This is a genomic window from Methylobacterium carpenticola (assembly GCF_042748905.1).
Classification (GTDB): Bacteria; Pseudomonadota; Alphaproteobacteria; order Rhizobiales; family Beijerinckiaceae; genus Methylobacterium; species Methylobacterium carpenticola.
In genome coordinates, this window is record NZ_JBHZEO010000001.1 from 5,474,908 (window position 1) to 5,498,527 (window position 23,620).

Consider the following 23,620-nt stretch of genomic DNA (forward strand, 5'->3'; position numbering starts at 1 on the left):
GGGCCTTCGGGTCCGGGCAGCGGGCGGAAGGCCGGGGGCGCGGGGGCGCCGCCGGGTCCCTCGCCGGGGTTCACGGCGTAACGAGGCGTTCGATGGCAACCGAGAAGAAGCTCAAGGACCCGACGGAAGCGGCGCTGTCGGCCATTGAGCAGGCCTTGAACCTGGACCAGACGCCGACCGCCGACGCCAACCGGGTCGAGCCCCGGCTGCCCGATGTCGAGGATGCCGATCCGCTCTCCGCCCCGCGCCGCCCCGGAGCCGGAGCCCGCTCCGGCGAGCCCGTCTTCGACGGCAGCGTGATGCCGGAGCTGGAGCGCGAGGCCCGCCGCGAGGGCGGCCTGCTGCCGCCCGACCGCTCCCTCGTGGCCAACGACGACCGCCGCGGCATCGGCGCCATGCGCCAGAGCCTGCGCGTGCAGCCCTCGCGCACGCCCTATCTGCTCGCCACCCTCGCCGCCCTGGTCTGGTTCGCGGGCTTCGCGGCCCTCGCCTGGTCGCAGGCGAACGGCGACATCCGCGGCTTCCTCACCGGCCTCACGGGCCTCCAGGGGGCGGTCGGCGCCGCGTCCGTGCTCGCGCCCGTGCTGCTGTTCTTCATCGCCGCCATGCTGGCCGTGCGCGCCCAGGAGATGCGCCTCGTCGCCCGCGCGGTGGGCGACGTGGCGATCCGCCTCGCCGAGCCGGAGGCCTTCTCGACCGATGCCGTGCTGACCATGTCGCAGGCGGTCCGCCGCGAGGTCGCGGCGGTGGGCGACGGCGTCGAGCGGGCGCTCGCCCGCGCGGGCGAACTCGAGACCCTGGTCCGCGGCGAGATCTCGACCCTGGAGCGGGCCTATTCGGACAACGAGATCCGCATCCGCGCCCTGGTGGACGAACTCGTCGCCCAGCGCGAATCCATCGTCGCCAATGCCGAGCGCGTGCGCGGCGCCATCCAGGGCTCGCACCAGAACCTGACCCAGGAACTCGACACCGCCGCGACCCGGATCGTCTCCGCCGTGGACGGGGTGGGCGAGCGCGTCACCACCTCGCTCGGCTCGCGCGGCGAGGAGATCACCGCTGCCCTCGGCCGCAAGGGCGAGGAGATCACCGCCGCCCTCGCCGAGACCGGCGAGCGGGTGGCGCAGGCCGTCTCGGGGCAGGGCGACGGCCTCGTCCAGCGGCTCGCCAGCACCGGCGAGAGCCTCAAGGCCGGCCTCGGCGAGGCGGGCGACACCCTCGCCGTCACCCTGCAGGCCCGGGTCGAGGAGGTCACGCAGGCGATCGGGCACACGAGCGGCCTGCTCACCAGCGCGCTCGCCGAGAGCACGGGCGAGGTCGCCCGCGTCCTCGGCCAGACCGGTGCCGGGGTGATCGAGGCCCTCAACCGGGAGAGCGCGCAGGTCCGCGAGGGCTTCGAGCGCTCGGCCGCCACGCTGGAGGAGCGCCTGCTCGCCCGCGGCGCCGACCTCACCGACCGCTTCGCCGAGACGGGCGAGGCCATCACCCTGCGCTTCGCCGCCTCCGGCAACGCGCTCGCCGCCCACATCGCCGACCGCTCGACCGCGCTCCGCCAGGAGATCGAGGGGGCCGGGAGCCAGGTGGCCGAGACCCTGGAGGCGCGCGCCCGTGACACCGAGGGCGCGCTCGCCCAGGCGAGCGACGGCGTGCTCGAAGCCTTCTCGGCCCGCGCGGCGCGGCTGCGCGAGGAGGTCGCCGCCCTCGTCGAGGAGGCCGCCCAGGCCATCGGCGTGCGCGCCGCCGACCTGTCGGGCCGCCTCGACGAGACCATCGGCCGGGTCGAGGAGGCGCTCGTCGTCCATGGCGGCGCCCTGGAGCGCGGCCTCGCCGAGACCGGCGAGCGCATGGCCGGCCTGATGGCCGAGCGCACCGCCACCGCGACCACCGCCTTCGCGGCCGCCTCCGACGCCCTCCAGGAATCCCTCGACGGGCGCACGGGCGCGGCGATCGCGGCCCTGCGGCAGGCGGCCGCCGAGGTGGCCCGCGAGATCGATGCCCGCGCCACCGAGGCGACGCAGGCCTTCCGGCAGGCCGCCGAGACCGCGACCCAGGCGGTCGGGACGCAGACCGCCGAGGCCGCCGAGGCGATCCGCGCCGCGGGCGAGGGCACGGCCCTGACGGTCGGCACCAGCGTGGCCGAGGCGGTGGCGACCTTCCGGCGCGCCGCGGAGGACGGCGCCGAGGCCGCCGCCCTGTCGGGCGGCGAGGCCGTCGCGGCGTTCCGCCAGGCGCTGGCGGCGGCCGAGGGCGAGCTCGAAGCCCGTGCCGCCGAGGCGGCCGAGACGATGCGCCGTGCCGCCGAGGCCGCGACGGGCGCCCTCGGCACCCGCGCGGTCGAGGCCGCGCAGGTCTTCCACCGCACGCTGGAATCCACCGGCACGGAGCTCGGCAGCCGCACCGCGGAGGCCGCTTCCCTGTTCCGGCAGGCCGCCGAATCCGCCACCGCCGAGATCGGCGCCCGGGCGGGCGAGGTGGCGGAGGTGCTGCGCCGCTCCACCGAGACGATCCTCCGGAGCGTCGGCGACCGCACTGCGGAGAGCGTCGAGATCGTGCGCCAGAGCGCCGAGGATCTCGCCGCCACCTTCGAATCCACGAGCGGCAGCGCGGCCTCCCGCGTGCTCGGCGCCGCCGAGGAGGGCACGCGCCTGCTCCATGCCCGGGTCGACGAGACCGACGCGCAGCTGCGCGAGGCGCTGACCCGGATCGAGGCGGCGGCGAATGCGGTGGTGCAGGCCACCGAATCCGCCACGGGCGCCCTCGATCACCGCACGGCCGGTGTCGCGACGGCCTTCCTGGCGGCGGCCGAGGAGGCCTGCGCGCGCATCGAGTCCCGCACGGGCGAGGCGGACGAGACCCTGCGCCGCTCCGTCGCGGCGCTGGCGGCCCGCGCCGAGGAGGTGGCGGCCGGGATCGCCCGCTCGGCCGAGACCGCGGCCGGCGCGGTCGACGCGCAGATCGGCGGCGTCGTCGTGAGCTTCTCGGAGGCGGCCGAGGCGGCGAGCGGCCGCATCGGCACCCAGGTGGCCGAGACCGACGCCGCCCTGCGCGAGGCGGTGGAAGCCATGGTCCTGCGGGCGCGGGACGCGGCGGTCGCCATCGCCCGCTCGGCCGAGATGGCCACCGGGACGGTGGATGCCCGCATCGGCAGCGTCGCTTCGGTCTTCACCCAGGCGGTCGAGACCGCGACGGGCAGCCTCGACGACCGCATGGCCGCGGCGACGACGGCGCTCCTCGGCACGGCGGACACGGTGGGCGCGCGCCTGACGGCGCGCACGGCGGAGGCCGACGAGGCCCTGCAACGCTCGGTGGAGGCGCTGGCGGAGCGCGCCCAGGCGGCCGCGGCGGCGATCGCCCGCTCGGCGGATTCCGCCACGGGCGCGGTCGATGCGCGGCTCGCGGGCCTCGCCGAGGCCTTCCTGCGGGCGGCCGAGGAGGCCGAGGGGCGCCTCGGGGCGCGCACGGCCGCGACGGACGAGGCCCTGCGGCGCGCCCTCGACGCGGTGGCGGCCCGGGCCGAGGCGGTCGCCGGTGCGATCGCGCAGGCCGCCGAGACGGCGACGGACGGCCTCGACGACCGCGTCACCGCGGCGGCGGCCTCGCTCGTCGGGGCGGCGGACGCGATGGGTGCGCGCCTCGGGGCGCGCACGGCGGAGGCCGACGAGGCCCTGCGGCGCTCGGTGGAGGGCCTCGCCCAGCGCGCCCAGGAGGCTGCGGAGCTGATCGCGCGCTCGGCCGAGACGGCGACGGGTGCGGTCGATGCGCGGCTCGCGGGCGTGGCCGAGGCCTTCCTGCAGGCGGCCGAGGAGGCGGAGAGCCGCGTCACGGCCCGCGCCGGCCAGGCGGACGAGTCCCTGCGCGAGGCTCTCGACGCGGTGGTGGCCCGGGCCGAGGCGGTCGCCGCCACGGTGGCGGGCGCCGCGGAGGCCGCCACCGGCGGTCTCGAGGCGCGGGTGAGCGCGGCGACGGCGGCCTTGGTCGGAGCGGCGGACGAGGCCGGCGACCGCGTGACGGCGCGCACGGCGGAAGCCGACGAGGCGCTGCGGCGCTCGGTGGAGGCGCTCGCGGAGCGGGCGCGCGACGCGGCCATGCTGATCGCCCGCTCGGCCGAGACGGCGACGGGCGCGGTCGATGCGCGGCTCGCGGGCGTGGCCGAGGCCTTCCTGCGGGCGGCCGAGGAGGCCGAGAGCCGCGTCACGGCCCGCGCCGGCCAGGCGGACGAATCCCTGCGCGAGGCCCTCGACGCGGTGGTGGCCCGGGCCGAGGCGGTCGCCGCCACGGTGGCGGGCGCCGCGGAGGCCGCCACCGGCGGTCTCGAGGCGCGGGTGAGCGCGGCGACGGCGGCCCTGGTCGGGGCGGCGGACGAGGCCGGCAGCCGCGTGATGGCGCGCACGGCGGAGGCCGACGAGGCGCTGCGGCGCTCGGTGGAGGCGCTCGCGGAGCGGGCGCGCGACGCGGCCATGCTGATCGCCCGCTCGGCCGAGACGGCGACGGGCGCGGTCGATGCGCGGCTCGGCGACGTGGCCGAGGCCTTCCTGCGGGCGGCCGAGGAGGCCGAGACCCGCGTGGCCACCCGCACGGGCGAGGCGGACGAGGCCCTGCGCCGCGCCGTGGAGACGCTGGCCGAGCGCGCCGAGGCGGCGGCGCTCGCGATCGCTCGCTCGGCGGAGGGCGTGGGCAGCGCGCTCACGACGCAGATCGGCGCCGTCGAGACGGCCTTCGACGGCCACGGCCGCGAGATCGTCTCCCTGATCGGCCGGCACACCGACGAGACGCAGACCCGTCTCGCCGGCGTCGGCCGCGACATCGTGCTCGCCGTCACCAGCCAGGGGGCGCGGGTCAACGACGCGCTCATGCGCGCCGGCGAGACCCTGGTGAACTCCACCGAGACGGGCGGCAAGGCCATCGACGAGGTGCTGACGAACCGCCTCGCCGCCCTGCAGGAGCTGATCGCCCGCGGCGACATCCTGGCCGACCGCATCGCCCGCGACACGGGCGACCTCACCCGGACGGTGGCGACCAACCTGGAGGAGATGGACCGCGTCATCACGGTGCAGGGCCGGGCGGTGGCCGAGAGCATCGCGGAGCGCACCCGCGAGGCCCGCGACGTGGTCGAGACCCAGCTCGGGGCCCTGGAGGAGCGCTCCGCCAAGCGCAGCGCCGAGATCAGCGCCACCTTCGACACCCTGGTCGGCCATGTCGACCGGCAGATCGGCGCCCGCGCCACCGCCCTCAACGAGGCCCTGATCGTGCGGGCCGGCGAGATCGCCCGCACCCTGGCGGAGGGCGGGCGCGAGGTCGCCCAGGCGCTCGACGCCCGCGCGGACGAGCTGGCCCGGGCGATCACCGCCCAGAGCCAGGCGATGAGCGATGCGCTGCTCGCCCGCGCGGGCGAGATCGGCGGGGAACTCAGCCGCCGCACCGAGGCGCTGACCGAGAGCATGGATGCGGGCGCCGCCCGCTTCGACGAGCGCGTGCTGCGCCGGCTCGACGGCGTCGCGGCGGCGCTCGACGAGCGCAGCCGTCTCATCGAGGAGACCTTCGGCGGCCAAGCCCAGGAGATCCTGCGCCAGGTCGAGGCGCGCACCCGCGCCATCGACGAGGAACTCGCGGCCCGGACCCGCGACCTCGTCGGCTTCGTGGAGAACCACGGCGGCGCGGCGAGCCGCGACCTCGCCACCCATGCCGAGGCGATCCGCGCGGCCTTCGAGGGCCGGGCGGAGACCCTGGGCCGCCTCGTGGCGGAGCGCACCGCCGCCATGGCGGCGGAGCTCGACGAGCGCGGCCGGGAGATGTTCGGCTCCCTCGGTCAGCGGGTGACGGAGATCGCCCGCCTGTTCGACCGCGGCGGCAGCTCGCTCGCCGAGCTGCTGGAGCACCGCGGCGAGGGCATCGTCGAACGCCTCCGGGCGGCGGTGGCCGAGGCCGAGCGCACCCTCGCGGAGGGCGGCTCCCGCCTGCAGGACGGCGTCACCGCGCTCGACGCGACCCTGGAGCGCCGGGGCGACACCCTGGTCGCGCGGCTCCAGGGCGCCGTCACCGAGGCCGAGCACGTGCTGGAGACGGGCGGCACGCGCCTGCAGGAGGGCGTCGCGGCCCGCACGGCGGCGATGGCCGAGCTGTTCGACGCCCGCGGCTCGCAGGTGGACGAGGCTTTCGAGGAGCGGCTGAAGCGCCTCGGCGGCCTCGTGGACGAGCAGGCCGCGATGATCCACGCCCTGCTCGACGGGCAGGCGGCGGCCCTGCGCGCCACCCTCGACGAGCGCATCCGGGTGCTCCACGACGTTCTCGACGAGCGCGCGGCGGCGTTGCGCGGCTTCCTCGACGGACAGGCCGGCACGCTCGGCAGCGTCCTCGACGAGCGGGTCGGCGCCCTGCAGGGCCTGCTGGCCGAGCGCGGCCAGGGCCTGGTGCGGCAGCTGGAGGACCATGTCGGCGACCTGACCGGCGCCGTGGACGAGCGCACCCGCGACCTCGCCACCCTGTTCGACCGGCGCATCGCCGCCCTCGACCTCCTGGTGGAGCGCCGGGGCGCCGCCTTCGCCGAGACGGTGGAGGCGCGGGGGAACGCCCTCGCGGCCCTGGTGGACGGCCGCGCCGAGGCCTTCGCGCGCACCGTGGACGAGCGCGTGGCGAGCCTCGGCCAGCGCCTGCAGGCCCGCATCGACGATCTCGGCACCGCGGTCGAACTCGGCGCCGAGGCCTTCGCGGGCCTCGTCGAGGAGCGCCGCACGGCCCTCGCGCAGCTCCTCGCGGGCGGCGCGGGCCTGCGCGAGGTGTTGGAGGAGAACGAGCGGGCGATCACCGCCCTGCTCGATGCCCGCCAGACGGCGCTCGCCCAGGAGATGCGGTCCCGCACCGCCTCCCTGGCCTCCGTCCTCGACGAGCGCACGCAGGCGCTTGCCGGCACCCTGGCGCGGGGCGGGCAGGCCGTCGTCGAGGCGGTGGGAGCGGGCGACGCCGCCGCGCAGGCCCTTCAGGCGCGGGTCGCCTCCCTGTCGGAGGCGGTGGAGCAGAGCACGCAGGATCTCGTCGCCCTGTTCGACGGTCGCGCGGGCGAGCTGCTCGGCCTGATCGAGAGCCGCGGCGGGGCGCTCGGCACGGCCTTGCAGGCGCGCATCGCCGAGTTCTCGGACGCGATCGCCCGGCGCGATGCCGCCTTCGCGAGCCTCGTGGAGGGCCGGGCCGAGGAGTTCGGCCGCGTGCTCGACGCCCGCGGCGAGGCCCTCGCGGCCCGACTTCAGGCGCAGATCGCCGCCCTCGACGGCACCGTCGCGGCCGGGGCGGACGCCTTCGCCGAGACCGTCGAGAGCCGGGCCCAGGCCCTGGCCACGCTCCTGCAGGAGCGCACCGAGACCCTGTCGGGCGCGGTGGACGAGCGCAGCGCCGCCTTCACGGCGCGGATCGACGGCCGCATGCGCGCCTTCGCGGCCCTGGTCGCGGCCCGCGGCGAGGCCCTGGCGGACGCCTTCGACGACCGCAGCGACGCCTACGCGGCCCTGGTGGATGCCCGCACGGCGGCGCTCACCCAGGCCCTCGACGAGCGCGCGGCGGCGCTGCAGGCAGCCCTCGACGAGGGCAGCGCCGGGCTCGCCAGCGGCTTCGACCGCCGGGCGGCGGCGCTCGCCGCGGTCATCGACCAGCGCAGCGCGACGCTCGCCCGCAGCCTCGCCGAGACCGCGCGCGAACTCACCCAGGCCCTCGAAGGCCCGGGCGCGACCCTCGCGCGCAGCCTCGACGAGCGCGTCGGAGCGCTGGCCGAGATCGTCGACGGCCGCGGCCAAGCCCTCGGCCGCACCCTGGACGAGAGCGCCCGCATCCTGCGGGAGGCGATCGACGCGCGCGGCACCGCCCTCGTCGCCAGCCTGGAGGCGAGCGGGGCCACGGTGGTCGGCGGCCTCGACCAGCAGGTCTCAGCCCTGCGCGCCCTGGTGGACGGCCCCGGCACCGCCCTGGTGTCGGCGCTGGCCGAGCAGTCCGAAGCCCTGGAGCAGACCCTGGAGCAGGGGGTCGGCAGCGTGCTCGACACCCTGCAGCGGCGCAGCCGGGAACTGGCCGAGGCGGTGGCCCGCGCCGGTTCGGCCCTCGACGCGGCGGCCGGCCAGGGAGCGGCCCGGGCGGTGCAGGCCCTGGAAGAGGTCAATGCCCGCATCGGCGGCGACCTCGGCGCCCTGATCGGCCGGATCGAGAGCGCCTGCCTCGGCCTGCAGGACCTCGTCGGCAACGCGGGCGACACCCTGGCGGCGATCGAGGACGGGCTCGCGGGCCGCGTCCAGCAGATCCAGGGGGCGCTCACCGAGATCGCCGAGGGCGCCGGCCACGCCTCGGGCCTGGTCTCCGGCCAAGTCACGGCGTTGCAGGAGGCCGCGGCCGGGGCGCTGCGGCAGGCCTCCAGCCTCGCCGCCGCCCTCGACGCCCGCGGCAAGGCGCTCGCCGACACCACCCGCCAGCACGTCGCCGGCCTCTCCGAGGCGGCGGGCGAACTCGAAGGGGTGGAGGGCCGCATGGCCGCCGCCCTGTCGGACCGGAAGGCGGCGATCGACGGGCTGCTCGCCCAGATCGACGCGCGGGCGGCGGCGCTCACGGCGTCGACAGACGGGCTCGGCGGGCGCGTGGCGGAGACGCTCGCGGGCGTCGAGGCGCGCACGCAGGCACTGGGCACGGCCCTGGCGGAGAGCGCCCGCGCGGCGGGCGAATCCCTGGCCGAGTCCTTCGAGCGGCTGCGCGGCAGCGCGCAGGCCGAGGGCGCCGGGACCGCCGACGCGGTGCGCAAGGCGGTGGCGGATGCCTCGGGCGAGCTTCAGGGCGCGTTCGGCGAGGCCGCGACCCGGTTCCAGGGCACGGTGGAATCCCTGCGCGGCATGGCGGCCGACATCCGCCGGACCCTCGACGAGATCCGCTCCGAGCTGCAGCAGGGCGTGAACGCGATCCCGCAGGAGACGCAGGACGCGACGAGCGAGATGCGCCGGGTGGTGGCCGACCAGATCAAGGCGCTCAACGAGCTCTCGGCCCTGGTCGCCCGCTCCGGCCGCTCGGTCGACGTGGCCGCGCCCAAGCCGGCAGAGGTGCGTGCGGCGGAGGGCCGTGCGGCGGCGGCCGAGAGCCGGCCGGCGCAGGCCCCTCGCCCGGCGGAGACCGTGCGGTCCACAGCGTCTGCCACGGCGCGGCCGGCCCCGGCCCCCGCTCCGGCGGCGCGCGCTCCCGCGGCGCGTCCCGCTCCGGCGGCCGTGCCCGCCCCGGCCCCCGCGGCGCGTCCCGCGTCCCGGCCGGCCACGGGAGCCTCGAAGGCTGGCGGCGCCGGCTGGCTGTCCGACCTCCTCAGCCGCGCCTCGCAGGACGAGGCCCCGGCCGAGGCGGGCGGGCGCCCGCGCGGCGCCGACGAGGGGCTCGGCACGATCGACTCGATCTCCGGCAACATCGCCCGGATGATCGACCACCAGGCCGCCGTGACCCTCTGGGAGCGCTACCGGCAGGGCGAGTCGGATCTGTTCACCCGCGACCTCTACACGGCGCAGGGCCAGCAGACCTTCGACGAGATCCGCCGCCGCTACCAGGCCGAGCCGGAGTTCCGGCGCACCGTCGACCGCTACGTGCGGGAGTTCGAGCGCCTGCTCGGGGAGGTCTCCCGCGCCGACAAGGATCCGCGCCGGGCCAACGCCTACCTGACCTCCGAGACCGGCAAGGTCTACACGATGCTCGCCCATGCGAGCGGGCGGTTCGAGGGCGCCTGAGCGCCCCCGCGGGCGCCGCGGGGCTTCGGAGCCTGATGCACCCACGACACGGGCCGGGCGCCGTCAACAGGCGGCGCCCGGCCCGCCCTTCCGCGGGGCGGGGCCTGCGGCTAGCCTTGAGGGCATGTCCGCTTCGCTCCTCTCCGTGCCTCCCGCCGCGCCGGCCAACGCGCCCGAATGGTCGGTCACGGATCTCGCCGCGGCGCTCAAGCGCACGCTCGAGGACGCGTTCGGCCATGTCCGGCTGCGGGGCGAGATCTCGGGCTTCCGCGGCCCGCACAGCTCCGGCCACGCCTATTTCTCGCTCAAGGACGGCGGCGCCAAGATCGACGCGGTGATCTGGAAGGGCACCTTCGCCCGCCTGCGCCACCGGCCCAAGGAGGGGCTGGAGGTCGTCGCCACCGGGCGGATCACCACCTTCCCGGGCAAGTCCGCCTATCAGATCGTCATCGAGGCGCTGGAGCCCGCGGGCGCGGGCGCCTGGATGGCGCTCCTGGAGGAGCGCCGCCGCCAGCTCGCCGCCGAGGGGCTGTTCGACGCCGCCCGCAAGCGCCCGCTGCCCTACCTGCCCCGGGTGGTGGGCGTCGTCACCTCGCCGACCGGCGCGGTGATCCGCGACATCCTCCACCGCCTGGAGGACCGCTTCCCCCGCCCCGTCCTGGTCTGGCCCGTGCGGGTGCAGGGGGAGGGCTCGGCCGAGGAGGTGGCGGCGGCGATCCGGGGCTTCAACGCGCTTCCCTCCGGCGGGCCGATCCCGCGGCCGGACGTGCTGATCGTCGCCCGCGGCGGCGGCTCGATCGAGGATCTCTGGAGCTTCAACGAGGAGATCGTGGTGCGGGCCGCCGCCGAGAGCGCGATCCCGCTGATCGCGGCGGTCGGCCACGAGACCGACGTGACGCTGATCGACCACGCCGCCGACCGCCGCGCGCCGACGCCCACGGGCGCTGCCGAGATGGCGGTGCCGGTGCGCCTCGACCTCGTGGCGGATCTCGACGGGCTGGCGCGGCGCCACGCGGCGGCGCTCGCGCGCGCGATCGACCGGCGGCGCAGCGACCTGCGCGGCCTCGCGCGGGTCATCCCGAGCCCGGAGGCCCTGCTCGCGGTCAAGCGCCAGCGCCTCGACCTCGCGGAGGCGCGCCTGCGCCCGGCGCTGGCCGAGAGCGCCCGCACGGCGCAGCGCCGCCTCGCGCGCCTGCTGCAGGATCTCGGCCGCCACCCGCCGGCGCTCCGCCTCGCCCGCGCCCGCGAGCGCCTCGCCGCCGTGGATCACCGGCCCCGCCACGCCCTGGAGCGCCTCGTCGCGGTGCGGGGCGAGCGCCTGAACGGCCTGTCGCAGCGCCTCGCCCAGGCCCAGGCCCGCGACCTGGAGCGGCGGCGCGGCCGCTTCCAGGGCCTCGCGGCCCTGTTCGACAGCCTGAACTACCGGGCGGTGCTCGCGCGGGGCTACGCCCTCGTCCTCGATGGGCAGGACCGCCCCCTGGCCGAGGCCGGGGCGGCGCGCGCGGCCGGCCGGATCACGCTGGAGTTCCAGGACGGCAAGGTGGGGGCGGTGGTCGAGGGCGCGCCGCCCCGCCGGGCCGCGGCGAAGCGGGGACCGGCGGCGCCCGCCAAGCAGGGCTCGCTGTTCGATCCCTGACCGGGGGACGGGCCGGCCGACGCTGGAATTCTTCCAAAACCCCTTTCCAAGGCGCCGGGCCGATCCAGATTGGCTCATCGGGAAAAGTTCCCGCAAGCGGTGCAGGCCGGGGGTGCGCTCGGTGCAGTTGTAGCTCCCGGAGCGCCCGGCCTAGGACCGCCTGATTGGAACCGTTGTGATCGAGGACGGGCCGCGCGCCGCGACCGGAAGCGTGTCCGCGCGATGCGCCGCTCCCCCGACAGCCGGAGGGCGACGATGATCAAACTCACCGTGAACGGGGCGGAGCGCAGCTATGACGGGGATCCCGACATGCCGCTCCTCTGGTATCTGCGCGACGAGCTGGGGCTGACCGGCACCAAGTTCGGCTGCGGCATCGCGGCCTGCGGCGCCTGCACCATCCATGTGGGCGGCAGCGCCGTGCGCGCCTGCCAGACGCCGGTCTCGGCGGCCGAGGGTCAGCCGGTCGTCACCATCGAGGGCCTGTCGCCGGACGGCAACCACCCCCTGCAGGCGGCGTGGCGCGACCTCAACGTGGCGCAGTGCGGCTACTGCCAGACCGGGCAGATCATGCAGGCCGCCTCGCTCCTCAAGGACACGCCCAAGCCCACCGACGAGGACATCGACACCGCGATGAGCGGCAATCTCTGCCGCTGCGGCACCTATCCGCGCATCCGCGCCGCCATCAAGCAGGCGGCCGGCGTGACCCCGAAGGCCAGCCAGGGAGAGCGCCTGTGATCCACGACACCGATCTCGCCTCCCAGGCCGGACCCGCCGAAGCGCTCAGCAACGTCAGCCGCCGCGGCCTCCTCGGCGGTGCGGGCGCGCTGGTCCTCGCCCTCTCGCTGCGCACGCCCGCCCGGGCCGCCGACGAGCCGAAGACGTTCGGCGCCGACGCCATGCCGCATGGCTGGCGCGACGACCCGCACCTGTTCGTCGCCATCGCGCCCGACGGCACCGTGACGGTGACCTGCCACCGCTCGGAGATGGGGCAGGGGGTGCGCACCTCCGTCGCCCTCGTGGTCGCCGACGAACTCGACGCCGACTGGGCCAAGGTGAAGGTCGCCCAGGCCCAGGGCGACGAGACGAAGTTCGGCAACCAGGACACCGACGGCTCGCGCTCCCTGCGCCACTTCTTCATGCCGCTGCGCCGGGCCGGCGCCGCGGCCCGCCAGATGCTGATCGAGGCCGCGGCCAGGCAATGGGGCGTGCCCGCCGCCGAGGTGACGGCGGAGAACCACGTCCTGCGCCATGCCAGATCGGGCAAGCAGGCGGGCTACGGCGAGCTGGCGGCCGCCGCCGCGCAGCTCCCGGTGCCGACCGGCGACGCCGTGCGCCTGAAGGACGCCGCCGCCTTCCGCTATATCGGCAAGGGCAAGACCGGCCTCATCGACAACCACGACATCACCACCGGCAAGGCGTGGTACGGCCTCGATACCCGCCTCGACGGCATGCTCTACGCGGTGGTGGCCCATCCGCCGGTCTTCGGCGGCAAGGTGAAGTCCGTCGACGCGGACGCCGCCCTGAAGGTGCCGGGCGTGGTCAAGGTGGTGCCGATCGACCCGCCGACCCCGCCGGTGGAGTTCCAGCCCCTCGGCGGCGTCGCGGTGATCGCGAAGAACACCTGGGCGGCGATCAAGGGCCGCGAGGCCCTCACGATCACCTGGGACGACGGGCCGAACGCCTCGTACGATTCCGACACCTACCGGGCGCAGCTGGAGGAGGCCGCGCGCAAGCCCGGCAAGGTGGTGCGCCAGGAGGGCGACGTCGACGCGGCCATGGCCAAGGCCGCCAAGCGGATCAGCGCGGAATACTACATCCCGCACCTCGTCCAGGCCCCGATGGAGCCGCCGGCCGCCACCGTGCGGATCAAGGACGGCAAGGTGGAGGCCTGGGCCTGCACCCAGGCGCCGCAGGCGACGCGCGACCGCATCGCCAAGCGTCTCGGCATCGGCCCCGAGAACGTGACCGTGAACGTGACGCTGCTCGGCGGCGGCTTCGGGCGCAAGTCGAAGCCCGACTACGTGGTCGAGGCGGCGCTCTGCTCCAAGGCCATGGACGGCGCGCCCGTGAAGCTGACCTGGACGCGCGAGGACGACCTCCACCACGGCTACTACCACACGGTCTCGGTGGAGCACCTGGAGGCGGGTCTCGACGAGACGGGCAAGCCGGTGGCGTGGCTGCACCGCAGCGTCGCGCCGACGATCGGCTCGATCTTCGTGGACGGCGCCCAGAACGAGATTCCGATCGAACTCGGCATGGGGCTGGTGAACACCCCCTTCGCCATCCCCAACCTGCGGATGGAGAACCCGAGCGCGCCGGCGCATGTGCGCATCGGCTGGTTCCGGTCGGTGTCGAACATCCCGCACGCCTTCGCGATCCAGTCCTTCGTGGCGGAACTCGCGCACGCGGCGGGCCGCGACCCGAAGGACTACCTCCTCGAGGTGATCGGCCCGGCCCGGATCATCGATCCGGTCAAGATCGGGGACGCCTGGAACTACGGCGAGGATCCGTCGCGCTACCCGATCGATACCGGGCGCCTGCGCCGGGTGATCGAGGCGGCGGCGAGCGGCATCGGCTGGGGCCGCAAGGTGGAGAAGGGGCGGGGGCTCGGCATCGCCGGCCACTACAGCTTCGTCACCTACACGGCCGCCGCCGCGGAGGTGGAGGTCGGGCCCAAGGGCGAGATCACCGTGCACCGGGTCGACATCGCGGTCGATTGCGGGCCGCAGGTGAACCCGGAGCGCATCCGCTCGCAGCTCGAGGGCGCCGTGGTGATGGGCATGGGCCTCGCGCTCACCGCCGAGATCAGCTTCAAGAACGGCCGGGCGGTGCAGGACAACTACGACACCTACGAGATCACCCGCATCGACGCGGCCCCGAAGGTGATCAACGTCCACCTGCTGCCGGGCAGCGATTACGGCAAGCCGCTCGGCGGCGTCGGCGAGCCCGGCGTCCCGCCGGTGGCGCCGGCCATCGTCAATGCGGTCTTCGCGGCCACCGGCCGGCGCATCCGGCAACTGCCCCTGCGCGACAAGCTGAGCGCCTGAGCGCGGGCCCGGGCACCTGACCGAGACCCGGAGGCCGCCGGACGCGGCGGCCTCCGGGCCGGACCGTCACATCCAGGGCATGCCGGAGAGGGTGGCGAGGGCGTCGGCGTCCAGGGGACGCCAGCCGAGGCGCCGCCGGACGGCCGCGTAGAGGGCCGTCAGCGCCACCAGGCTCGCGGCCAGCACCAGGATGAACGCTCCCGTGCTCTGCCTCGCCAGGCCGACCGCCGTGGCGAGCAGAACCGCGATCAGCAGGATGAGACCGACCGGATGGCGCGGTCCCGGATGATCTGACGGCGGCCTCATCGGTCTTGGCTCCCCTTGGTTCCCCGCGTCACGTCGCTTGCCATCGCGTCCGCCGCCTCATCGGGCGCGGCAGTTCGGGCCGTACCAAGTGCCGGAGCGGGCATCGAGGCCGCCGTTGCTCGCCGCCCCGCAAACCGGGAAGCGCGTGTCGCCGCTGCGCTGCAGGCTCAGCGCCCGGTAGAGGTCCCTCTGGCGCTCGCGCTCCTGGTTCTGGGCAGTGAGCCGGGCCTGGAGTGCCAGCCGCTCGTTCTGCTGCATCAGCGCGCGCTGCTGGGTCACGTCCAGCATGCACTGCGCAAAGGCGTCGGTGCCGGGCTCGAAGCCGAAATCGGCGCATTGGCCCTGGTCCATGGCCCGCTGCTCCCGCGCCGTCACGCAGGCCGAGAGGGAGAGGGCGCAGGCCCCGGCCAGGACGAGCCGCGCGAAGCGGGAGAGGGCCGGCCGGGACGTCGGCGCCGCCCGGCCGGCCGCCGCCCGGCCATGACCGATGCCGGCCTCTGAAGACGATCTCATCGAACACACCTCGTCTGCGGCGCCGGTCCCGCGCCGTGATGAGGGGCACTCTGGGACATTCGCCTGAAAATCCGCCGCAACGATTCGGTCGAATTGTCGATAATCCGGGAGAACCGAGGGGGCGACCCGCCGTGATCTTCCGATCGGCCCGTCTTCCGTTGGGGGATCGGGCCCGCGGGTTCCTGTTGCGGGACGGCGACGCGCAACGCGGATCGTACGCCATGAGACGGATCGATCCGCCAATACAAGGCGGTCTTCCTTTTCATAAGAACAGCGTGTACTCTTGATAAGGATGAAGATATCCGGTCGACGAAGCCCGTCATGCCGGCATAGGGAGGATAAGTCCGGACGGAGAGACTTGCGTTTCTTCGCTCGTCGGGATGATCCGGGCGCTGGCCGATGTCCCTGACGGATGTCGGCCGCCTGTCCTCTCACGGTTATCGGGGCTGGGTCCCACCGCTTCCGGGGAGGAACGAGACGTGATCAAGCTGATGCTTCCGTCGCTGCTGGCCTCTGCTTTGGCCTGCCTGTCGCCCGCCGCCGCCCAGCCCGCTCCGCCTGCGGCGGCGCCCGCGCCGCTCGGCGCGCCCGCCGGCTGGGGGCAGGAGGTGCGGACCGTGGTCACCGCCAGGATCCCGGACGCGGTCGCCCAATCCCTGCTGCCGGCCGGCTGGACGGTGAACCCGGTCGCACAGGGGCCGGCCAAGGGCGCCAACTTCGCGATCGTGTTCGCGGAGAGCCTGCTGGGCCTCGCGGCGGACGGGAAGCCGGAGGTCGGGCCGGGGGCCTTCGTGGCCCTGTCGGTTCCCGCCCGGAACGGCGAGGAGACCGCCTTCGGCATCGTGGCGGTGCTCAGCGACGCGCGGACCACGCCGGGCTTCTACCGGGTCGGCAAGCCCGCCACGGTCACGGTCGCGCGCACCACGCACGGCGACAACCTCGCCAGGACGGTCGAGGAATCCTGGAGCGTCGCCGCCGAGACCGGGGAGCGGCTCGCCTTCCGGGTCGCCTACGAGGCGGGCCCGCCCGCCCGGATCCAGCTCGATTCCCGCAACGTCTCGGCGGCCGACCCGAAGCTGCGCCGCCTCTACCGGATCGACCAGGGCAGCTTCGTGATCCGCAGCCAGGGCAGCGGCATCGACCGGGCCAAGACCGTGAGCTTCGAGGCGTCGGGCGGGATGCTCGACCGCATCTTCGAGGGCGGCCCGTCGGTCGTGAGCATCGCGGCCCTGCCCTGGTACGAGCGCCAGATGTTCGTGCCGCCCCTGGTCGACTGACGCCGCGGCCGGAACTGCCTCGGCGGATCGGGGTTGAGCGGGCATCCGCTGAACGGAGCCGTTCGATGATCCCACGCCTTTCCCTCGCCGCCGGCCTCCTGTGGGGGCTGGCGGTCCTGCCCGCCGCGGCCGCCTGCGAGCAGGAGATCGCCGCCTTCGAGCCGCGGCTCGCCGATCAGACCCGGGACGTGATCTCGACCTCGACGGCGAGCAAGGAGGTGTCGAGCCGGCGCGAGGCGCAGGGCGAGGCGGCCAAGAATGAGAACGTGCCGCCCTCCGCCCTGCCGAAGGGCCCGGAGGCCGGCTCCGGCGAGGCGCGGGCCGCCGCGGAGGCCGGGACCGGCACCGGCGCCATGGAGGCGCGGGCGAGCCTCAACCGCGCCCGCGAGGCCGCCAAGAAGGGCGACGAGGCCGGCTGCCTGCAGGCCCTGAACCAGGCGAAGTCCCAGCTCGGCCAGCGCTGAGGGGGCCTGCGCCGGGCGCAACGCCGCCCGGCTGGCGACTCCGGCCCGGCCGCTGAGAGCATCGTCCGACGAAGTGGATGCCGGTTCGTCGCAGGCCATGCGGTAACATCGAAGACCCGGAGCAGCGCCCGAATGCACCGTGATCGGGCGCTGCTCTAGGTGAGGGGGACCGGCCGCCACGAAGGCGGCGCCAGTCCGGAGCCCCCATGCCGTCCCTGTTCGACCCGATCCAGCTCGGCGCCATCGCGGCGCCGAACCGCATCCTGATGGCCCCGCTGACCCGCGGCCGCGCCACCCGCGCCCATGTGCCGACGCCGATCATGGCCGCGTACTACGCGCAGCGCGCGAGCGCCGGCCTGATCCTCAGCGAGGCCACCGGCATCAGCCGCGAGGGGCTGGGCTGGCCCTATGCGCCGGGCCTGTGGTCGCCCGAGCAGGTCGAGGCCTGGAAGCCGGTGACGGCGGCGGTCCACCGAGCGGGCGGGCGCATCATGGCCCAGCTCTGGCACATGGGCCGCATCGTGCACCCGGACTTCCTCGACGGCGCCCCGCCGGTCTCGGCCTCGGCCACCACGGCGCCCGGGCAGGCCCACACCTATGACGGCAGGAAGCCCTACGCCGCGGCGCGGCCCCTGCGCGAGGACGAGATCCCGCGCCTCCTCGACGACTACGCCAAGGCGGCCCGCAACGCCGTGGAGGCCGGGTTCGACGGGGTGCAGATCCATGCCGCGAACGGCTACCTGATCGACCAGTTCCTGCGCCGCTCCGGCAACCATCGCCAGGACGGCTACGGCGGCCCGGTCGAGAACCGCATCCGCCTGCTCGTCGAGGTGGCCGGTGCCGTGACCGACGCGGCGGGGGCGGACCGCACGGCCGTGCGCCTGTCGCCGAACGAGCCGATCCAGGGTGTCGAGGATCCCGAGCCCGAGCCCCTGTTCGTCGCCGCCGCGACCGCCCTGTCGCGTCTCGGCCTCGCCTTCCTGGAACTGCGCGAGCCGGGGCCGCAGGGCACCTTCGGCAAGGCCGTCCACCCGCCCGTGGCCCCGGCGATCAAGGCGGCCTTCGCCGGCCCGCTTGTGCTCAACGCGGATTTCGACGGGGCGAGCGGCCAGCGCGCCCTCGACGAGGGGCGGGCGGACGCGATCGCGTTCGGGCGCACCTTCCTGGCCAATCCCGACCTGCCCGCACGGATCGCCAGGGGCGCCGCCCTGACCAAGGACGATCCCAAGACCTGGTACAGCCAGGGGCCGGAGGGCTACATCGACTATCCGGCCCTGGACCCGGCGGGCTGAGACTCGGTTCGTCCGCCCGGACCTGCCGCAGCGGCAGGTCCGGGCGTTGCACCGCCGCACGCCCCGCGGAGTCTTTGGTGCAGTGCGGCGGATTCCCGGCTTGACGCGCGGCCCGCCGCTTGCAACCGGGGGCCGGGCCCCGACCCGGCCCGGCAGCGGGAGACGACCGTATGACCACCACCGGCAGCCAGCCGTCGCAATCCTCCGAGCCGACGCAGCTCCTCCACCTCGTCTTCGGCGGCGAACTCACCAGCCTCGAAGGCGTCACCTTCCGGGACCTGTCCAAGCTCGACATCGTCGGCATCTTCCCGGACTACGCCAGCGCCGCCATGGCCTGGAAGGCCAAGGCCCAGCAGACCGTGGACAGCGCGCTCACCCGCTACTTCATCGTCCATCTGCACAAGCTGCTGCAGCCCTGAGGACAAGGCCGGCACCGCGTCCATGAAGACATTGTGACGCTCCGCCACCACTGATATGAGCCGGGCGCGGCGCGCCGGCCCGGCACCCTTGCGGCGGCCAGAACCGCTTGCGGCGGCCAGGACCGATGGAATGGCGATGAAATCCTCGATCAAGATCGTGGCGGGTAACGCGAGCCGGCCTCTCGCGGAGGCGATCGCGGCCTATCTGGAGCAGCCGCTCGCGCTGTGCTCCGTGCGGCGCTTCGCCGACATGGAGATCTTCGTCGAACTCCAGGAGAACGTGCGCGGCGAGGACGTGTTCATCGTCCAGTCGACCTCGTTCCCGGCGAACGATCACCTGATGGAACTCCTCATCATGATCGACGCCGCACGTCGCTCCTCGGCGCGGCGGATCACCGCGGTGATCCCGTATTTCGGCTATGCCCGCCAGGACCGGCGCACCTCGGGCCGCACCCCGATCTCGGCGAAGCTCGTGGCGAACCTCATCACCGAGGCGGGCGCCGACCGGGTGATGACCCTCGACCTGCATGCCGGCCAGATCCAGGGCTTCTTCGACATCCCGACCGACAATCTCTTCGCCGCCCCCGTGATGGTGCGCGACATCAAGGAGCGGCTCGACCCCGACGACATGATGGTGGTGTCGCCGGATGTCGGCGGCGTGGTGCGCGCCCGCGCGCTCGCCAAGCGCATCGACGCGCCGCTCGCCATCGTCGACAAGCGCCGCGAGCGCCCCGGCGAATCCGAGGTGATGAACATCATCGGCGACGTCGAGGGGCGGTCCTGCATCCTCGTCGACGACATCGTGGATTCCGGCGGCACGCTGGTGAACGCCGCCGAGGCGCTGCTGGCGAAGGGCGCCAAGGACGTCTCCGCCTACATCACGCACGGGGTGCTCTCGGGCGGGGCGGTCTCGCGCATCGCCTCCTCGAAGCTGAAGGAACTGGTGATCACCGATTCCATCCAGCCCACCGCCGCCGTGAAGCTCGCCCGCAACATCCGGGTGGTGACCATCGCGCCGCTCCTCGGCGAGGCCATCGGCCGCACCGCCGAGGAATCGAGCGTGTCGAGCCTCTTCGTCTGAATCGACCCATCCCGGTCCTGCCGCCTTCGGGACCCGCGCGGCCGCCGGTGACGGCGCCTCGGCCCGAGGGGCGTCCGGCTGCCGGGGTCGCTGACGCCTCGGCCCTCCATCCGCATCGGGCATGCCGAAATCCGGTTTGCGCCCGGGGGCGGACCCTCCTATATTGCGGCCTTCTCCCTCACAGCGTGAGACGCGACATCCCGGAGTGATCCGGAATGTCCGGCGGGGCCTCCCCGGCGCCGCCCGCGGCGTCATGCTGTGCGAAGGGTCGTCATTCAGGCCGCCGCGTTGCCCGGCGGCATCCGCGTCCCCGCTCAAGGGGGCGCCCGAGGAGGTGCTGCATGTCCCAGGGACCGTTGATGCCGAAGGCGACGGCCGTCTGGCTCATCGAGAACACGTCGCTGTCCTTCGATCAGATCGCCGATTTCTGCAAGCTCCACCCGCTCGAGGTGAAGGGCATCGCCGACGGCGAGGTGGCGAGCGGCATCAAGGGGCTCGATCCGGTCTCCACCGGCCAGCTCACCCGCGAGGAGATCGAGCGGGCCCAGAAGAACCCGAACCACCGCATGAAGGTGGCGGTCTCCAAGGTGAAGCTGCCGGAGGTCAAGCGCTCGAAGGGGCCGCGCTACACGCCGCTGTCGCGCCGCCAGGACCGTCCCAACGCGATCCTCTGGCTGCTGCGCAATCATCCGGAACTCAAGGACGCGCAGATCATGCGCCTCGTCGGCACCACCAAGTCGACGATCCAGCAGATCCGCGAGCGCACCCACTGGAACTCGGCCGCCCTGCAGCCGATGGATCCGGTCACCCTCGGCCTGTGCACGCAGATCGACCTCGATTTCGAGGTGCAGCGCGCCGCCAAGGACCGGCCGGCGGTGGTGGAGCCCGTCGATGGCGGCCAGACCCTGATGCCGCCCGAACTCTCCGTGCTCCCCGAGCACGAGGAGGACGACCGCGATGCCCGTCGCGGCGGCCGCGACGAGCGGCTCGACGCGGATTCGGTCTTCGCCCGCCTCAAGCCCCTGCACCGGGGCGAGGAGGACGACGAGGACGACCTCTGATCGCGCTCGTCGCTCCGGCGATGCGTCGATCTTTGCTGGTTCGTCTTGCCCGGAGGGCGCTTTTACGATAAGGCGCCACGATCCGGCGAGATCCGCGCGCGATGAGGTCGAGAGGGGCGGAAGGCCCCTCTTTTCGCATGGCGCGGCTCTCCCCGGACAGAACACGGTCCTGTCCGTCGATTTCGCGCCGGCACGCTCCCTCGGGGAGCGCGCCCCGGGGGCTCCGAGGAGCCGACGGGGCACCGGCGGGCAGGAGCGGCCCGTCACACGAGCCGCCGGCGTCGTCCGGCCCTTCGAAGGGCCGGGCGATCTCAAGGAGTTTCAATGTCCGCAGGTTTGCAAGGCGCCGCGTCGAGCCGCGAGGATTTCGCCGCCCTTCTCGAAGAGTCGTTCCGCGAGCACGAGATCACGGAAGGCTCCGTGGTCAAGGGCCGGGTCGTGGCGATCGAGAAGGACGTCGCCGTCATCGACATCGGCGCCAAGACCGAGGGGCGCGTCCCCCTCAAGGAGTTCACCGGCCCCGGCCGCGACCAGCCGATCACCGTCGGTGATGAGGTCGAGGTCTATGTCGACCGCATCGAGAATGCGCTCGGCGAGGCCGTGATCTCGCGCGACAAGGCCCGTCGCGAGGAGAGCTGGGTCAAGCTCGAGAAGGCGTTCGAGAACAACGAGCGCGTCACCGGCACGATCTTCAACCAGGTCAAGGGCGGCTACACGGTCGACCTCGACGGCGCCGTGGCGTTCCTGCCGCGCTCGCAGGTGGACATCCGTCCGGTCCGCGACGTCACGCCCCTCATGGGCACGCCGCAGCCGTTCCAGATCCTCAAGATGGATCGCCGCCGCGGCAACATCGTGGTGTCGCGCCGCACCGTCCTCGAGGAGAGCCGCGCCGAGCAGCGCTCCGAGCTGGTGGCGAACCTCGAAGAGGGTCAGGTCATCGACGGCGTGGTCAAGAACATCACCGAGTACGGTGCGTTCGTCGACCTCGGCGGCATCGACGGCCTGCTGCACGTCACCGACATGGCGTGGCGCCGCGTCAACCACCCGTCCGAGGTCGTCAACATCGGCCAGACGGTCAAGGTCAAGATCATCAAGATCAACCACGAGACGCACCGCATCTCGCTCGGCATCAAGCAGCTCCTGGCCGATCCGTGGGAGGGCATCGCCGCCCGCTACCCGGTCAACGCCAAGCTCAAGGGCCGCGTGACCAACATCACCGATTACGGCGCCTTCGTGGAGCTGGAGCCGGGGATCGAGGGCCTGATCCACGTCTCGGAGATGAGCTGGACCAAGAAGAACGTCCATCCGGGCAAGATCGTCTCCACCTCCCAGGAGGTCGAGGTGCAGATCCTGGAGGTCGATCCGGTCAAGCGCCGCATCTCGCTCGGTCTCAAGCAGACCCTGCAGAACCCCTGGGAGGCCTTCGCCGAGAAGCACCCGGTGGGCTCCGAGGTCGAGGGCGAGGTCAAGAACAAGACCGAGTTCGGTCTGTTCATCGGCCTCGAGGGCGACGTCGACGGCATGGTCCACCTCTCGGACCTCGACTGGAACCGTCCGGGCGAGCAGGTCATCGAGGAGTTCAAGAAGGGCGACATGGTGCGCGCCCAGGTTCTCGACGTCGATGTCGAGAAGGAGCGCATCTCGCTGGGCGTCAAGCAGCTCGGCGGCGACCCCTTCGCGGATGCCGGCGAGATCCGGAAGGGTCAGGTCGTCACCTGCGAGGTGCTGGAGGTCAAGGATTCCGGCCTTGAGGTGAAGATCGTCGACACCGACCTGTCGACCTTCATCCGCCGGGCCGAGATCGCCCGCGACCGCGGCGACCAGCGCCCCGAGCGCTTCGCGGCCGGCGAGAAGGTGGATGCCCGCGTCACGCAGTTCGACCGCAAGGCGCGCCGCGTGCAGCTCTCCATCAAGGCCCTCGAGATGGCCGAGGAGAAGGAGGCGATCGCCCAGTACGGCTCGGCCGATTCGGGCGCCTCGCTCGGCGACATCCTGGGCGCGGCCCTCAAGGCCCGCGCGGGCGAGAAGAAGTAAGGCGGCGGCCGGGCGGAGATCTCGCCCGGCTTCCCTTCCGGGACGCTTGCCTCGGGAATCAAGAAGGCCCGCGCCGGGAGACCGGCGCGGGCCTTCGCATGGGTGGGTGATGTCAGGCCGCGGAGGAGCCGCCGCTCAGGAGCCGCAGCGGCCTCGCCGACTGGGGAGACGGCTCGCCCTGGCCGAGGATCGCCTCCAGGGTGAGCGGGCGGCCGGTCTCGGCGCGCAGCCGCAGCAGGGCGCTCTGGCGGAAGCGCGGGTCGCCGGAGACTTCCGGTCCGACCCAGTCGGGCAGGGCGAGCGCCGCCGCCTCGTGCTCCAGTTCCACCTCCGCGAGGATCAGGCCGGCGAGGTCGCCCTGGAAGACGTCGATCTCCCAGAGCCGTCCGGCATGGGGGACGCCGTAGCGGATCTTCTCGATCAGGCCGCCCGCGCAGCAGATGCCCGCCATCATGGCATCTGCGTCGCTGCGCGGAATCTCGTACTCGAATTCCTGGCGGCCGAGGCCCTGGCGCGGTCCCTTGACGGCCAGCCAAGCCCGGGCGTCGTCGATGCGCACCCGCACCTTGGCCCCGTTCGACTGCATGATGAGACCGTCGCGGAGATGGCGCCGGATGGTTGCGGCCGGCCGCCAGCCGTCGTGACGCACGAGAAACTTCCGCTCCACCTCGAACCGCATCTGCCCTCCGGCCACCCGTCGCTGCACTGCAACCTGAACCGCTTACCACGACGCTCCGGGCGCGGCACCCCGGCTTCGGGCCCGCT

General features: G+C 74.1%; 14 protein-coding genes. 11 read left to right on the plus strand and 3 right to left on the minus strand.

Annotated features, from left to right (window positions below; genetic code table 11):
• Positions 1–92: 92 nt before the first annotated feature.
• From ACE101_RS25440 to ACE101_RS25455, 4 genes are all read left to right on the plus strand, one after another.
• Positions 93–9,725 carry an apolipoprotein A-IV repeat region-like domain-containing protein gene (locus ACE101_RS25440; protein WP_379135685.1) on the plus strand — a complete coding sequence of 3,211 codons (9,633 nt, stop codon included), beginning with the start codon at positions 93–95 and terminating at the stop codon, positions 9,723–9,725.
• A 124-nt stretch (positions 9,726–9,849) separates the two neighbouring features.
• Positions 9,850–11,361, plus strand: coding sequence for an exodeoxyribonuclease VII large subunit (gene xseA, locus ACE101_RS25445; RefSeq protein WP_379135688.1), 1,512 nt, complete (start codon positions 9,850–9,852; stop codon positions 11,359–11,361).
• A gap of 255 nt (positions 11,362–11,616) precedes the next feature.
• Entirely contained in the window at positions 11,617–12,096 is a 480-nt protein-coding gene (locus tag ACE101_RS25450; RefSeq protein WP_379135691.1) for a (2Fe-2S)-binding protein, read from the plus strand.
• On the plus strand, positions 12,093–14,408 hold the full coding sequence (locus ACE101_RS25455) for a xanthine dehydrogenase family protein molybdopterin-binding subunit (protein WP_379135694.1): 2,316 nt from the start codon (positions 12,093–12,095) through the stop codon (positions 14,406–14,408). The genes ACE101_RS25450 and ACE101_RS25455 overlap by 4 nt, the downstream gene beginning before the upstream one ends.
• Positions 14,409–14,474: 66 nt before the next feature.
• Here the strand turns inward: ACE101_RS25455 and ACE101_RS25460 are convergent, their stop codons facing one another.
• Positions 14,475–14,714, minus strand: a complete 240-nt coding sequence (locus tag ACE101_RS25460) for a hypothetical protein (RefSeq protein ID WP_379135696.1) — start codon at positions 14,712–14,714, stop codon at positions 14,475–14,477.
• Positions 14,715–14,771: 57 nt separating this feature from the next.
• A complete protein-coding gene (locus ACE101_RS25465) occupies positions 14,772–15,227 on the minus strand; it encodes a hypothetical protein (protein ID WP_379135698.1) in 456 nt (151 codons plus the stop codon).
• A gap of 479 nt (positions 15,228–15,706) precedes the next feature.
• On the opposite strand from ACE101_RS25465, the gene ACE101_RS25470 reads away from it, so the two are divergent.
• The 7 genes from ACE101_RS25470 (at position 15,707) to rpsA (ending at position 22,855) form a co-directional block, all read left to right on the plus strand.
• Entirely contained in the window at positions 15,707–16,504 is a 798-nt protein-coding gene (locus tag ACE101_RS25470; RefSeq protein WP_379135701.1) for a hypothetical protein, read from the plus strand.
• A gap of 65 nt (positions 16,505–16,569) precedes the next feature.
• Positions 16,570–16,968 (plus strand): hypothetical protein, encoded by a 399-nt coding sequence (locus ACE101_RS25475; RefSeq protein ID WP_379135704.1) that lies wholly within the window; start codon positions 16,570–16,572, stop codon positions 16,966–16,968.
• A gap of 206 nt (positions 16,969–17,174) precedes the next feature.
• On the plus strand, positions 17,175–18,260 hold the full coding sequence (locus tag ACE101_RS25480) for an alkene reductase (protein ID WP_379135706.1): 1,086 nt from the start codon (positions 17,175–17,177) through the stop codon (positions 18,258–18,260).
• A gap of 170 nt (positions 18,261–18,430) precedes the next feature.
• Positions 18,431–18,679, plus strand: coding sequence for a DUF4170 domain-containing protein (locus ACE101_RS25485; protein WP_379135709.1), 249 nt, complete (start codon positions 18,431–18,433; stop codon positions 18,677–18,679).
• Between the two features lie 136 nt (positions 18,680–18,815).
• Positions 18,816–19,760, plus strand: a complete 945-nt coding sequence (locus tag ACE101_RS25490) for a ribose-phosphate pyrophosphokinase (protein ID WP_379138932.1) — start codon at positions 18,816–18,818, stop codon at positions 19,758–19,760.
• Positions 19,761–20,101: 341 nt separating this feature from the next.
• Entirely contained in the window at positions 20,102–20,821 is a 720-nt protein-coding gene (locus ACE101_RS25495; protein WP_379135712.1) for a DUF1013 domain-containing protein, read from the plus strand.
• A 324-nt stretch (positions 20,822–21,145) separates the two neighbouring features.
• A complete protein-coding gene (gene rpsA, locus ACE101_RS25500) occupies positions 21,146–22,855 on the plus strand; it encodes a 30S ribosomal protein S1 (RefSeq protein WP_379135714.1) in 1,710 nt (569 codons plus the stop codon).
• 112 nt (positions 22,856–22,967) lie between these two features.
• Here the strand turns inward: rpsA and ACE101_RS25505 are convergent, their stop codons facing one another.
• Positions 22,968–23,534, minus strand: coding sequence for a CYTH domain-containing protein (locus ACE101_RS25505; RefSeq protein ID WP_379135717.1), 567 nt, complete (start codon positions 23,532–23,534; stop codon positions 22,968–22,970).
• Positions 23,535–23,620 lie beyond the last annotated feature (86 nt).